At 69.8% G+C, this 13,929-nt stretch carries 8 protein-coding genes and 1 pseudogene; 4 read left to right on the top strand and 5 right to left on the bottom strand.

Annotated features, from left to right (window positions below):
• Positions 1-17: 17 nt before the first annotated feature.
• Together H0E82_RS00915 and H0E82_RS00910 are read left to right on the top strand one after the other, a co-directional pair.
• Positions 18-4,499, top strand: a pseudogene (locus H0E82_RS00915) (putative Ig domain-containing protein); the annotation flags it as partial.
• A gap of 172 nt (positions 4,500-4,671) precedes the next feature.
• Entirely contained in the window at positions 4,672-6,189 is a 1,518-nt protein-coding gene (locus H0E82_RS00910) for a flavin monoamine oxidase family protein (RefSeq protein WP_180543096.1), read from the top strand.
• An 8-nt stretch (positions 6,190-6,197) separates the two neighbouring features.
• Here H0E82_RS00910 and H0E82_RS00905 read toward each other — a convergent pair whose 3' ends face one another.
• Positions 6,198-6,671, bottom strand: a complete 474-nt coding sequence (locus H0E82_RS00905) for an Lrp/AsnC family transcriptional regulator (RefSeq protein WP_180543095.1) — start codon at positions 6,669-6,671, stop codon at positions 6,198-6,200.
• Positions 6,672-6,802: 131 nt separating this feature from the next.
• Between H0E82_RS00905 and phhA the strand changes: the two genes are divergently transcribed.
• Complete coding sequence (phhA, locus tag H0E82_RS00900; RefSeq protein WP_180543094.1) at positions 6,803-7,705, top strand: phenylalanine 4-monooxygenase; 903 nt, start codon at positions 6,803-6,805, stop codon at positions 7,703-7,705.
• A 906-nt stretch (positions 7,706-8,611) separates the two neighbouring features.
• On the opposite strand, the gene H0E82_RS00895 is transcribed toward phhA, so the two are convergent.
• From H0E82_RS00895 to H0E82_RS00880, 4 genes are all read right to left on the bottom strand, one after another.
• Positions 8,612-10,726, bottom strand: a complete 2,115-nt coding sequence (locus H0E82_RS00895) for a TonB-dependent receptor family protein (RefSeq protein ID WP_425600301.1) — start codon at positions 10,724-10,726, stop codon at positions 8,612-8,614.
• Between the two features lie 29 nt (positions 10,727-10,755).
• A complete protein-coding gene (azu, locus tag H0E82_RS00890) occupies positions 10,756-11,211 on the bottom strand; it encodes an azurin (protein ID WP_180543092.1) in 456 nt (151 codons plus the stop codon).
• A 383-nt stretch (positions 11,212-11,594) separates the two neighbouring features.
• Complete coding sequence (locus tag H0E82_RS00885; RefSeq protein WP_180543091.1) at positions 11,595-12,233, bottom strand: response regulator; 639 nt, start codon at positions 12,231-12,233, stop codon at positions 11,595-11,597.
• Positions 12,230-13,429, bottom strand: coding sequence for a sensor histidine kinase (locus tag H0E82_RS00880; RefSeq protein ID WP_180543337.1), 1,200 nt, complete (start codon positions 13,427-13,429; stop codon positions 12,230-12,232). The genes H0E82_RS00885 and H0E82_RS00880 overlap by 4 nt, the downstream gene beginning before the upstream one ends.
• 49 nt (positions 13,430-13,478) lie before the next feature.
• Here H0E82_RS00880 and H0E82_RS00875 point away from each other — a divergent pair, with 49 nt between their 5' ends.
• Positions 13,479-13,910 carry a DUF2141 domain-containing protein gene (locus tag H0E82_RS00875; RefSeq protein ID WP_180543090.1) on the top strand — a complete coding sequence of 144 codons (432 nt, stop codon included), beginning with the start codon at positions 13,479-13,481 and terminating at the stop codon, positions 13,908-13,910.
• The last annotated feature ends 19 nt before the right edge of the window (positions 13,911-13,929 follow it).

Below are 13,929 nucleotides of genomic sequence, written 5' to 3'. Positions count from 1 at the left end.
CCGCGATCGTGGTGACCCCCGCGTCCCTCCCCGCATTGACCGCGGGCACGCCCTTCAGCGTGACGCTGGCGTCCGATGGCGGGCAAGCGCCCTACAGCTACGCGCTCGGCAGTGGCGCATTGCCGGCGGGCCTCTCGCTCAACGCCGCCGGCGTCCTGTCCGGTACACCCACTGCGCGGGGCGGGTACAGCTTCGGCGTGCGATCGGAGGACAGCACCGGCGAGTCCGTGGTGAAGAGCTACGCCGGAACGGTGCAGAACCCGTCGCTGACGCTCGTGCCCGCGACCGCGATCGTCCAGCAGGGCGCTGCATTCTCCGAGTCGCTGTCCACGCTCGGCGGCGTCGCGCCCTACAGCTATCAGCTCGAGACGGGCAGCCTGCCCGCCGGGGTCATGCTGTCTTCGGCCGGTGTGCTCAGTGGCAGCACCGCAGCGCCTGTTGGCGATTACCCGGTGACGATCCGGGTCACCGATTCGAGTGCGGGAGGCGGCAGCTATTTCGAGGTCGAGGCGTTCACGCTGACCGTGAGCCAGCTGCCCGCGCTGTCGATAGGCGATGTGGCGCTCGCCGAGGGTGATGCCGGCACCACCGCGTTCGAATTCACCGTGAACCTGAGCGCACCGGCCGGAGCCGGCGGTGTCAGCTTCGACATCGCGACAGCGGACGGCACCGCGGTCGCCGGCGAAGACTACGTCGCGCGCAGCCTGGGCGCGCAGAGCATTCCCGCCGGCGCGTCCAGTTACACCTTCAGCGTCGCGGTCACGGGCGACACCCTGAACGAAGCGGACGAAACGTTCTTCGTCAACGTCGGCAACGTCTCGGGTGCGGTCGTGGCCGACGGCCAGGGGCTCGGCACGATTCTCAACGACGACCCCCTGCCCAGCCTCGCGATCGGCGATGTCACGGTCGTCGAGGGCAATACGGGCATGACCATCGCGACGTTCGCGGTGGCGTTGAACGTCGCCAGTGGTCGGACAGTCACCGTCGGGTATGCGACTGCCGACGGGACCGCAAGTGCGCCCGCCGATTACCTCGCGACCAGCGGCACGCTGACCTTCGCACCCGGCATCACCAGCCTGCCGATCGCGGTGTCGGTGGTCGGGGACATCGTGCCGGAGGCCGACGAGACGTTCTTCGTCAATCTCGGCGCCCCCGTCAACGCGACGCTGGCGGACGCGCAGGGCCTCGGGACGATCGTCGACGACGACGTGCCGGTCGAGGTGGGGCCGCCGACGTTGCCCAGTGCCGCGGTGGCCGCCGGCTACAGTCAGTCCATCGTGGCCTCGGGCGGCACCGGACCGTACACGTTCGCCGTCAGCGCAGGCGCGTTGCCGGCGGGCCTGTCGCTCGCCACCAACGGCACGCTGGCCGGCACACCCACCGCAGGCGGCTCCTTCACGTTCACCGTAACCGCGACCGACAGCAGCCCGGTGCCCGGACCGTTCACCGCATCGCGTGCGTATTCGATCTCCGTTGCGCCCGCCGTCCTGGTCCTGCCGACCTCGATGCTGCCCGCCGGCACGCTCGGCGTCGGCTATGCCGCCGCGATCACGCCCGCATCCGGCGGCACGGCGCCCTACACCTATGCGGTGACGTCCGGGACACTGCCGGCGGGCCTCGCCATCGACGCGTCGAGCGGCGCCATCACCGGAGCACCGTCGGCGCTGGGCGACTTCGACTTCAGTGTGACCGCGACCGATACCAGCACGGGCAGCGGGCCGTACACCGTCACCCAGACCTACCGCATCACAGTCGTCGACGCGGCGCCGGTCGCCAATCCGGTCGCGTTCGCTGTCGCCTACGGAGCCCCCGCGACGGCCGTGACGCTCGACATCACCGGCGGCGCCGCCACCTCGGTGTCGCTGGGCACGCTACCCGCGTCGGGAACGGCGGTCGCGACGGGCACCGGCATCACGTATCAACCCGCGGCGGGGTTCGCCGGGACCGACGCCTTCACCTACCTGGCGACCAACAGCGGCGGCACGTCCGCGCCGGCACTGGTCACGGTCACCGTCAGCGCCCCGGTGGTCTCGATCGCACCGGGGGTATTGCCCGACCTGACCGTCGCCCAGCCTTACTCCCAGACGCTGTCAGCCAGCGGCGCGGTGGCGCCCTATACCTTTGCGGTGACGGCCGGCGCCCTGCCCGCCGGCCTCGCACTGTCCGATGCCGGTGCGCTGTCGGGCGCACCGACTGCAGCCGGCACTTTTTCCATTGGCATCGTAGCGACCGACGCCAACGGGCAAACGGGAACGCGCACTTACACGCTGTTGGTCCAGTCGCCGCAACTCGGCCTGACGCCAGGGTCGGGTCCGTTGACTGCGCCCTATGCGACACCTTTCTCGCAGGCATTCGGCGCGTCGGGCGGCGTCGGTCCGTATGGCTATTCAGTGACCGGCGCCCTGCCCCCGGGGCTGACCTTCGTCGGCGACACCCTGTCGGGCACGCCGACGGCGCCGGGCAGTTACGCCTTCGACATCACGGTCACCGACAGCGGCGCCACGGGCGTCGGCGCGCCGTTCTCGCTCACCCGGAGCTACACCCTCGAGGTGCCGCAACCGGCCATCACGATCACACCGCCCGCGCTCCCCGACGCGACCGCAGGCGTGGCTTACGCACAAGCACTTTCGGCCGGCGGGGGCGTCGCCCCGTATCTGTTTTCGGTAAGCGGCGGTGCGCTGCCCGCCGGTCTGAACCTGACCGGCGAGGGCCGGCTGTCGGGTACGCCGACCGCGACCGGCACCTATACGTTCAGCGTTGCCGCGGCCGATGCCAACGGTCAGAGCGCCACCCGAACCTATGCGATGTCGGTGGCCGTGCCTGCGCTGACCATGACCCCGGAGACGCTCGCCGACAGCACGGCCGGCTCGCCCTACCGTCAGCAATTCACCGCTGCCGGTGGCATACCCGGCTATCGCTACATGATCAGCGCGGGCGTGCTGCCTGCAGGACTGGCGCTCGCGCAGGACACCGGCGTCGTGTCCGGAACGCCGACGCAAGCCGGTCGCTTCAGCTTCTCGATCACCGCGACCGACAGCACGGGCGGGACGCCCGGCAGCGTCACGGTCGCCTACACCCTGGCGGTGTCCGCCCCGCTGATCTCGATCGAGCCCGAGACATTGCCGCAGGCGCAGACGACACTTGCCTATTCGCAGACGCTGGTCGCGCGAGGCGGCACTGCGCCCTACACGTACGGGGTTGCGAGCGGCGCGCTGCCAGCGGGTCTCGCGCTCTCGACCGGCGGCGTTCTGTCCGGCGCCCCGACCGTCGCCGGTAGCTTCACCGTCTCGATACAGGCGACGGATGCGCTCGGCTTCACCGGCACGCGCACCTATGTCCTGGGGGTCATCGAGCGACCGGATCCGACGCGCGACCCTGAAGTGCGCGGTCTGCTCGATGCGCAGGCTGCGGCGACACGCCGGTTTGCGACCAGCCAGCTCGACAACTTCCAGCAGCGCCTCGAGCAGTTGCATGGTGGACACGCCAGCGGCGTGCACAGCGCACTGGCGTTCACGGCCCGCGAGCTGTGCGCGGAGAACCGGTTCCACGCGCCCGACAGCCCATGCGGCATGGCAGCGCGCCAGCGGCGGCAGAACGAAGACGTTAGTGGCCCCTTCGATGACGGCGGCCCGGGGTCCGGAAACGCCGGGGCGCCTGCCGCAAGCGGCAGCGGCGGTCGTATCGGGTACTGGATCGGCGGCACGCTGCGCTCGGGTAACCACGACGGCCAGGCCGGCGCACGCGGTTTCGATTTCGAGACCGAAGGCGTGAGCGCGGGTGCGGACATGCGCGTGCACCCTCTCCTCGTGATCGGCGCCGGCCTCGGCTACGGTCAGGACAGTACATCGATCGGCCGCAACGGCTCGCACCTGCGCGGTAACGCACGCACGCTCGCGCTGTACGCGAGCCTGCAGCCGGGCGGCACGTTCTTCGTCGATGGCGTGTTGGGCTATCAGGCGCTTTCCTATGATGTCGACCGGTTCCTCGCCGGCGGCAGCATCGCCCGCGGACGCCGCGATGGCGATCAACGCATGGCCTCGATAGCGCTCGGCGCCGATCTCGTTGGTGGCCAGTGGCAGCACACACCGTACGCGCGGGTGGACGCGATGCGCGGCACGCTCGACGGTTACGTCGAGCATGGCGGCGGCGTCCATGACCTCGCCTACGGTGAGCAGGATGTGGACACCACGACCGGCAGTCTGGGGCTGCGTTCCGCGTTCCGCCGGGTGACCGGGTGGGGCGCCTTCGCGCCGCAACTCCGGATCGAGTACCAGCACGATTTGGATGCCGACGCCACGACATCGATGCAGTACGCGGACCTGCTGGGTCCGGTCTACGTGACCGGCGTCCGCGGTTACGACCGCAGTCGCCTGCTACTGGGTTTCGGCGCATCGTTCCAGTTCACGGGTTACTCGCTGCAGTTCGACTACCGGGGGCTCGTGGGCAGTGGTGAGCAGCGCGACAGTGCTCTGCAGCTGATGTTCCGGACCGGCCGCTGACGCGCGCCGGACAACATTCCGCTCCGCCGTCGCCCGATGCGGCGACGGAGCGTCTTCGAGGACGATGATGATGGTCCGCTCCCGCTGGATGGAACAGGTGTTGCGAATGGCCCGCGCAGATCGGGCCACGGGTGACCCCGGTACCGGGGTCGCGCAGACGATTGGCCCTGGCATGCCGCACGACGCGGGGCGACGCCGGGTACTGCGTGTCGCACTGGCCGGCACGACGACGCTGTGTGCGGGCGCGTTGGCGCCGCCACTGCTCGCGGCCGCCGGCAGCAACGAGGCGCGCGCACTCGTCGCACGCGCCACCGGTGGTCGCGGGGTCGCCGTGATCGGCGCCGGTATCGCCGGCCTCGCGTGCGCGACCGAGCTGGCACGCAAACGGATCCCGGCGACGGTGTTCGAGGCTTCGGCCCGGGTGGGTGGCCGGTGCTGGTCGCTGCGCGACACGTTTCCAGGCCAGGTCGCGGAACGTGGCGCCGAGTTCATCGGCAGCTCGCACCACGCGATGCTAGGTTACGCGCGCGCACTGGGGCTGCGCCTGGAAACTGTCGACGGCACCAGCGGCGGCTTCCACCACTACGCGGGCATGCGCTATTCGGAAGCCGAAATCGCAGCGGAGTTCCGGGAGTTCGCCGTCATCATCCGCGACGATGTCGAGGCGATCGGCGCGCCGCATGCAGACCATTTCACGCCGCAGGCGGAAGTGTTCGACTTCATGACGCTCGACGAGTATCTGGTGCTCTACGGCGCCAGCGGCCTGCTGCGCAGCGTCCTGCGCACCGCGTTCCTCGCCGAGTTCGGCAGCGAGCTGGACGAGGTGAGCGCGCTGGCGTTTCTGCGTTTCATCTACGGCGACCGCCGCAGCACTTTCGGTTACGCGGCCCCGGGCGACGCCTTGCGCGTGGTGGGCGGCAACGACCTGATCACGACCGGACTCGCCCGTCAGCTGCCGCAGCCGGTCGTGCACGGGCATCGACTGGTGGCCATCAACCGCCGGTTTACCGGCGGCGTACGCCTGACCTTCGATATCGGCGGACAACGCGTCCAGTCCGATCATGAGGCAGTGGTGCTGGCGCTGCCCTTCAGCGTGCTGCGCGACGTACAGTTCGGTGCAGCGATCGACATGCCGGCGTGGAAGCACATGGCCATTCGAGGCGCGGAGATGGGTGATGCCAGTCGCCTGCTGGTCGGTTTCACGCGGCCCTACTGGCGCGAAAGCGGGGCAAGCGGCGGCGGAAATGCCGATCTTCCCTATATCCAGAACGTGTGGGAAACCAACCCTTCGGGGGCGGGCCGACAGGGCGCGGTACTCGCCCAGCAGGTCGGCGGCGCGGCAGCGCGCGCGCTGGTGCCAGCCAGTGTGCAGTCCGATGCGGCCGGTTTCCTTGCAGCGCTCGAGGAAGTGCTGCCGGGCGCACGTGATGCGGTGGCGCGCAACCGGGGCAGAGTCGTTGCGGCGAGCGAGAACTGGCAGATCAATCGCAACAGCCGGGGCGCGATGCCCAGGCCGCAACCGGGTTACTTCACCCGGATCGCGCATCGCGAAGCACCGCCGCTGGGCAACATCCTCTTCGCCGGCGACCAGACCAGCAGCTTCTACGAATGGCAAGGCTTCATGGAGGGCGCAGCGCTGTCGGGCCTGCGCGCCGCGGCCGAGGCCTGTGACCTGGTGTCCGCGCACTGAGCTGTGGATCACCGCAACAGGGGCATCCCCCGATTCGCCTTGACCGTGCGCAGCACGAAACTGGAGTTCACGTCGTCGACCGCGGGCTGGTTGAGCAGCCGATCGAGCAGGAAGCCGGAGAAGTGTTCCAGATCGCGCACGGCGATCTGCAGCAGGTAGTCCATGTCGCCGGTCAGCGCATGGCAGGCAATCACCTCGTCCCAGCCATTGACCAGGTCTGCGAAGCCCGCGACGGCCGCGCTGTCGTGGTGCTTGAGCTGGACGCGCACGAAGGCCTGCAGGCCGAGGCCCAGACGTTCGGCACTGACGTCGGCACGGTAGCCTGCGATCACCCCGTCACGCTCCAGACGCTGCACCCGACGCAGGCAGGCCGACGGCGAAAGATGGACGCGTTCGGCGAGGTCGGTGTTGGTCAGCCGGCCGTTGCGCTGGAGTTCGGCCAACAACAGCAGGTCGATGCGGTCCAACGTAGCGGCAGACATGGTTGTTGTCCTGAATCGGCGCGATGCGCACGATTATTGCGCAGGTGAGGCTGAGTTCTGCAATGACGCAAGCCTGTTGCGGCCGATCGGCGGTATTGTCGATACGTCACGCAATGTCATCGGAGTCCGCCATGTCCGCCCAGCCGTCGAACGCTCCGCGCCGCGTCGAGAACCTGCAGACCGACAAGGGTCGGGTGCCGGTCTACGCCACCGGCATCGTCGAGCAGCCCTGGGACACCTACAGCGCCGCCGACCACGCGACCTGGGCCACGCTGTACGCGCGTCAGCGCGAGCTGCTGCTCGGCCGCGCCTGCGACGAGTTCCTGCAGGCCCAGGACGCGATGGGCATGACCCCCGATGCGATTCCGAAGTTCTCCGAACTCAACGAGGTCCTCGAAGCCGCGACCGGCTGGACGCTGATGGGTGTGGAAGGCCTGCTGCCGGAACTCGACTTCTTCGACCACCTCGCCAACCGGCGCTTCCCGGTGACCTGGTGGATCCGCCGCCCGGACCAGATCGACTACATCGAGGAGCCCGACCTCTTCCACGACCTGTTCGGCCATGTGCCGCTGCTGATGAATCCGGTATTCGCCGATTACATGGAGGCCTACGGCAAGGGCGGGGTGAAGGCGCATGGCATCGGCCCGGACGCGCTGCAGAACCTGACGCGGCTGTACTGGTACACGGTCGAGTTCGGGCTGATCCGCCAGGCCGATGGCCTGCGCATCTTCGGCGCGGGCATCGTGTCGTCGAAGGGGGAGTCGATCTACTCGCTGGAATCCGACGCGCCCAACCGCATCGGCTTCGATCTCGAGCGGATCATGCGCACGCGCTACCGCATCGACACCTACCAGAAGACCTACTTCGTCATCGACAGCTTCGAGCAGCTGATGGACGCGACCCGCCCGGACTTCACGCCGATCTATGCGCGGCTGGCGACGCAGGACACGGTGGGCGCGGGCACGGTGCGCGACGAAGATCGCGTGTTTCATCGCGGCACCGGCGAAGGCTGGACGGCCGGTGGGGACGTCTGATCGAAGGCGTCGGCAATCGCGCCGAGCCGTGCCCGACACTGTGACTCGCGACGCGTAGACCAGTCGTCACCAGTGCGATCCCGTCGTTCCGGTGCACGCAGGCGATCTCTCGTCTCTGCGTTCCGATGCGGAACGACGTCGTACCGCGAGACGGTTGAACCGCCTGTCGCGGTCGGGGCATAGCGATCGTTCGCGGGAGACGCTCGGGTGACCGCACTGGACCATCACGCGCGTCACCGACGTTTGCGCCGAGAACGATGCCGTTCCGCCGTCGGGTTCCGTGATCGCTGCGCAGCGCATCGACGACTCGAGGACGACGCCCTGTGAAGACCGTGGCCCCGCAAGCTGAGGGCCCTCGGTCCTGCGTCTCCAACCCGCAGCGGCGTATCAGCGCGAAGAGCGATGAGCAGCCTGTGCCTGTCGACAGCCGTGCCGGGTGCATTCGGGATGAACGGGATGTGGCGCCAAGCGCCCGACCGTTACCCGTTCCACGCACGCGTCACCCGAATGCGGAGCCGACGGGATGACCGGCTCTGCAAGGTGTGGTTCGGGGCGTGTCAGCCGGGCACGAACACCGCGCAGTCCGTCGCGATGGCGCAGGCGGACGCCCGCTTGCGATTCTGCACTTCGACGCGAAGAGACGGGCCGCGAAGATGGCGCCCGGCGTCGCCGGAGATGCGTCGGTCAGCGAGCGGATGCCGATGCTTCGGGCGAACGGCGCGCATCCAATGGGATCCGAGAGTGTCGGTTCGACGAACGGCGACGTTCAACGGACGACAACGCAATCTTCCGGAGCCTCCGCTTCACGGGTGGCGGGTGACTGCATCACAGCCACGACGGCGGCGGACTCCGGCGTTCGCCGGAATGAAGAGACAGGAAGGACAGCGAACGCTCGCGCCGCTCGCCTCACCGGTTCCACGTCCACTGCGCCCCCACCATCACCCCACGCCCCGGGCCCGGCTCGAAGAACCGGCCGTTGCCTTCGTTGACGATCACCGAGCCGATGTAGGCGTGGTCGAGCACGTTGTCGACGCGCACGAAGCTGCGCAGCTCGCCGGCATCGAAGCGCCAGCGGCGCGCCCCTTCGAGGTGCAGCAGTGCGTAGCCGGCCGCGCGACCGGTCGCGAGGTCGTCGACGACGACATCGCCGACGCCCACGCCTTCGATCGCCGCGCTCCACGGTCCGCCGCTCCAGTCGAGCCGTGCGAACAGTTGCCGGGCCGGAACGCCGGGAATCCGCGCACCCGCCGCCACCGGAGTCGCCGGCACGGTGCAGCCCGCACCGGTGCAGACGAGATAGTCGTCGCGGAAGGTCGCATCGAGCCAGGTCGCGGCAATGCTCAGATCGAGCGATTCGCCCAGCGGCTGGCGCAGCGACAGTTCCGCGCCCTGGCGACGTGCGCGGCCGATGTTCTGGAAGCTGCTGCGGCCGCCGACGTTGCGCGCGACCGCGAGCTCGTCATCGGTGTCGGCGCGGAACAGTGCGGCGTTGAGCGTAGTGCCCGAACGCGCCTGCCACTTGGTGCCGATCTCGAGGTTGTCGCTGACCGCCGGCGCCAGATCGAAGGCGAGCCCGGCGCCGCCGTCGGCGCGATAACCGAGTTCGTTGAAGGTCGGCGTCTCGAAGCCGCGTCCGGCGGACGCGTACACGCGCAGATCCTCGCGCGGCGCGAACGTGACGCCCGCCACCGGCGAGGTCTGGCGGAACGCGATGCGGCCGCTGTCGTCCGGGTTGGTCGCGGTCACGAACGCGTCGCGCGAGACGAACTCCACCTCGCTGTGGCGCACGCCGGCCAGCAGTGACCAGCGCGGCGCGAAGGTCCAGTAGAGCTGCGCGAACTGGTCACGGTTTTCGACCGTGTTGCGCTCGTCGCGGCGCAGCCGCCCGCGCACGCCGAGCGTGTCACCGACGAAATTCTCGAAGCCCTGCCGGTCCTGGCGCTGCCGGTCGGCGTTCGCGCCGAAGGTGACTTCCAGCGGACGTCCGGCCAGCGTGCCTTCCCAGCTCCAGCGCAGATCCAGCCCGCCGTATGCGTTGTCGAGATCGATGACGGCGCCCGAGTTCAACGGATTGCCCTGCGCGGCGGGTGGAATCGGCAGGTACTGCACCACCGCGCGCTCGCCGCCGTAGGCCATCGCACGCACCGTGTGCGCCTCGCCGATGCCGTGTTCGTAGACCGCGCCGGCCTGGCTCTGGCGCACGGTCTTGCGCGTGTCGAACTGGCGCGCGACCGACGCGACCTGGCGCGGGTTCTCGCGCACCTGCGCGGCGGTCAGGCCGAGCGGATCCTGCGCGTCGATGTCGACATGGTTTGCGACCAGGTCCAGCCGGCGACGATCACCGAAATCGAAGCGCAGTTTCGCGTTCGCCGAATCGCGCCGCGCGGCGCTGTGGTCGCGCCAGCCGTCGGTGTCGAAACGCGACAGCGCGAGGTTGTAGCCGACGACTTCCGTGCCGCCACGCAGCTGCGTCGACAGGCTGGTCGTGTCGTCGCGTCCGTGGCTGGCCTTGAAGCGCCAGGGATCGCCGGGCTGTCCGTCGGCGCTCCACAGCTGCACGACACCGCCGGAGGAGTTGCCGTACAGCGCCGAGAACGGGCCGCGCATGATCTCGATGCGGTCGCCGCCGACCAGACTGAAATGCGAGAGCTGACCCTGGCCGTCCGGCATCGACGCCGGGATGCCGTCGGCGAACAGACGCACGCCGCGCACGCCGAAGGTGGAACGCGCACCGAAGCCGCGGATCGACAGCTGCGTGTCCTGCGCGTGGTTCTGGCGGTCGCGCGCGAGCAGGCCGGGCACGCCCGACAGCGGCTCGGACGCGACGGTGCCGGCGCGGTTGCTGTCCGCATCGTCGAGGCGGATTGCATCGACCGAGGCCGGCGTGTCGAAATCGCTGACGCCGCGCAGGCGCGTCGCATCGACGCGCACGCGCTCCAGCGTCACCGGCTGTGCAGATGCGGCGGCCGCGTCGGCGACCGCCTGCGCCCAGGCCGGCATGCCGGCCGTCGCGAGTGCCATCGCCAGCAACGAGCGGGAGACGACGCGACTCATTCGATCACCAGCTTGCCGCGCATCACGTTCCAGTGCCCCGGGAACGAGCAGAAGAAGGTGTAGTCACCGCCGCGCTGCAGGCCGCGCACGGGAAAGGTGATCGTGGTCGATTCGCCGCCGCCGATCACCTTGGTATGCGCGATGACACGCGCATCGTCCTTCGGCAGGTAGCTGTCGGCCAGACGTGCGCGCCCGCCGGCGAGCGCGACCTGGCGATAGTCGGCCGTGCGCGTGAGCACCCAGTTGTGACCCATGGCCGTGGCCGGTACGCGGCCGCCGTGGCGCAGGGTCAGCCGCACCTGGGTGCAGTCGGCGGCGACCCGCAACTCCGTCTGCGCGAAACGCATCGAGTCGTTGCTGTCGACGGTGAGCGGACAGACTCGCGCGAGTGCGCCGGTGGCGGGGAACAACAGCAGCAGCGCGAGCGCGCCGCGCCAGGCGCGGTTCGGCATGACATCTCCGGAGAACGTATGAGCCCGCAATGCGACGCATCGCGCTGCGCATTGTCGCAAAGCGCAGCGTGAACGGCCCGGGACGGTGTGTCGCAGGGGGCGGGCGTGGGCGGTTCTGCGCGATTGCCGCGAAGGGCAGGCGTGGATGTCGTGGCCTGATCGCGCCTGTCGCTTTGCAATCGGAGCCCGTCTCGAAACGCCGGATCGCCTGCCCGGCGGCGGCTGCAACACACAGATCCGTCTGCGCGATCCGGCACGAGGCGCCGCGATCCCGGCGGGCTTCACCAGCGCGCGCCGATCGCTCTCGAGGATTTCGCCTGTCCTCACGGAAGAACTTGTGGATACGGTCCCGGGCGGGTATCCCGGGAATGGCGGCCGGTCCTTCAGATCACCTGCAGGGTGATCGCCTTGAGCACAGCGCGGGTGCGGTCGCGAGTGCCCAGTTTTTCGAGAATCGCCGACACGTAGTTCTTCACGGTGCCCTCGGCGAGGAACAGGCTGCGGGCGATCTCCTTGTTCGAGTAGCCGCCGGCGAGCAGGCGCAGGATCGCGACCTCGCGCTCGGTGAAGGTTTCGCGCGGGGCATTGTCGTCGTGGAAGCGGTAGCGCGCACGCACCGGTTCGGTGCTGACCGGCAGCAGCAGGGTCTCGCCGGCCGCGACGCGCGCGATCGCGTCGCGCAGGTCCTCGGGCGCGGCGTCCTTGAGCAGGAACCCCTGCGCGCCGGCATCGGTCGCGCGCAGCAGCAGGTCGCTGTCGTCGAACGTGGTCAGCAGCAGCACCGGCGTGCGATCACCGCGCGCACGCAGCGCGGCCAGCGCCTCGATGCCGTCGAGCCCGGGCATGCGGATATCGCTGAGCACCACGTCCACCGGGTGCGCGACGAGGCCTTCGAGCAGCGTTGCGCCGGAGTCGGCTTCGAACACGATGACGATGCCCAGGCGCTCGAGCAGTGCGCGCAGCCCGGCGCGCACCAGCGCCTGGTCGTCGGCCAGGGCCACCCGGATGAAGGCTCCGCTCATGCCGGCAGCTCCGCGTCGATGCGCATCGCACCGGCTTCCGTGCGGGCGAGGCGCACGCGGCCGTGCAGCGCGGCGAGGCGCTCGCGCATGCCGGCGATCCCGTTGCCTTCCCGCCAGCCCTCGCGCAGGCGGCCGTCGTCCTGGATCGTCACGTGCAGCACGTCGCCCTCGCGGTGAAGCGCGACATCGAGCGTGTCCGCGTCGGCATGCCGGGCAGCATTGGTCAGCGCTTCCTGCACCAGACGCAGCACGGCCTCGGCGATTGCCGGGTCGGTCACGCGCACGTCGTCGGCGATGTCGAGCTGCAGGCGCGGGCGGGGCATCGGCGCCGCCAGCGCGCGCAGCGCGGTCGCCAGGTCGAGACCGCCGCTGTCGCGCAGGGCCTGGACGACGTTGCGGATGTCGCCCAGCAGTTCACCCGAGAGCTGTTCGGCGATGCGCAGCTGCGCGTTGCCGGCGAAGCCCGGATCGTCGGCAAGCGCGCGCAGGTTGAGCCGCATCGCGGTGAGCTTGTGCCCGGCCACGTCGTGCAGTTCCCGCGCCACGCGCAGGCGCTCGGCATCGCGGGCGCTGTCGGCGAGCAGGGCACGGGTGGCCAGAAGATCGGCGTTGACCTGGGCGAGCGCATCGCGCGCACGCTCGGCGCTGCGTGCGTAATGCATGCACAGCGCGGCGAAGGCCTGGAAGCCGATGAAGATCAGGACCGACATCAACGGCGCACGCAGCCCGCCGGCATGCTTGAGCACGAGGTAGTAGGCGACGTTGACCGCGAGCACCGCGAGCGCCGCCCGGCGCGCGGGCCAGTCGGCGAAGACCACGCCGGCCCAGATCACCAGCAGCACCGGCGCGGTGCCGATGCGCGGGTCGAGCGCGATCAGGGCGAGCGCGATCACCGGCAGCGCCGTGATCACCGCGTGCTCGGCGAAGCGCAGCCGGGGCGGCCACAGTGACAGCGACAGGAAGCCGGCCGCGAACAGCCCGAGCAGGCACCACGCCAGCAGCCGGCTGCCGTCGTCGAAGTACCGGATCGACAGCGAGATCGCGCCGAGGGTCAGCAGCGCGGCGAGGTTGAGCGGATTGAGCAGGCGGCTGCGGTCCATGGAGGCATGCTGCCGCCCGCCCCGCGCGGCGGCAATGGGCGGCGCGGCGAAAGTGACTTCCGGCACGGCGGATCGATGACCACCGGCAGCTGGCACCGGCGGGGCAGCCGCCGACACTGGCACCACACCCAACGAGAACATCGCCATGCGCCGCATCCCCGCACCCTTCTTCATCCCCGTCGCCCTGCTGGCGGCCGCCGTTCTCGCCGCGCCCGCGCATGCGGGCGACGTCACGGTCACGATCCACGAGGCGCGCAGCCAGAGCGGCCAGTTCCAGGTGGCGCTGGTCGACGCCGACGGCTACGCGGGCCGCAGCGGGCCGGTCGCCGCGCAGCGGGTCGCGCCGGCGGGCGCCGTCACCCCGGTCACCTTCGCCGACCTGCCGGCGGGCCGCTACGCGCTGATGGTGATCCACGACGAGAACGGCAACGGCACGCTGGACACGAACGTGATCGGCATGCCGGTCGAGGGCTACGGCTTCAGCAACAATCCGCGGGTGATGCGCAAGCCGACCTTCGACGAAGCCGCGTTCGAGATCGGCGCCGACGCGCTGGCGCTCGACATCGCGATCCGCTGATCCGCCCTCGCCCCAGGAG

Origin of the sequence: Luteimonas deserti (assembly GCF_013425765.1) — a bacterium.
GTDB lineage: Bacteria > Pseudomonadota > Gammaproteobacteria > Xanthomonadales > Xanthomonadaceae > Luteimonas > Luteimonas deserti.
Note: the sequence above shows the minus strand (reverse complement) of the source record. Positions and strands in the feature narration are given on the sequence as shown.

Excerpts from the sequence above, each read along its gene's own strand:
- H0E82_RS00910 (WP_180543096.1), top strand. The coding sequence starts at position 4,672 with ATGCCGCACGACGCGGGGCGACGCCGGGTACTGCGTGTCGCACTGGCC.
- H0E82_RS00905 (WP_180543095.1), bottom strand. The coding sequence starts at position 6,671 with ATGTCTGCCGCTACGTTGGACCGCATCGACCTGCTGTTGTTGGCCGAA.
- phhA (WP_180543094.1), top strand. The coding sequence starts at position 6,803 with ATGTCCGCCCAGCCGTCGAACGCTCCGCGCCGCGTCGAGAACCTGCAG.
- H0E82_RS00895 (WP_425600301.1), bottom strand. The coding sequence starts at position 10,726 with ATGGCACTCGCGACGGCCGGCATGCCGGCCTGGGCGCAGGCGGTCGCC.
- azu (WP_180543092.1), bottom strand. The coding sequence starts at position 11,211 with ATGCCGAACCGCGCCTGGCGCGGCGCGCTCGCGCTGCTGCTGTTGTTC.
- H0E82_RS00885 (WP_180543091.1), bottom strand. The coding sequence starts at position 12,233 with ATGAGCGGAGCCTTCATCCGGGTGGCCCTGGCCGACGACCAGGCGCTG.
- H0E82_RS00875 (WP_180543090.1), top strand. The coding sequence starts at position 13,479 with ATGCGCCGCATCCCCGCACCCTTCTTCATCCCCGTCGCCCTGCTGGCG.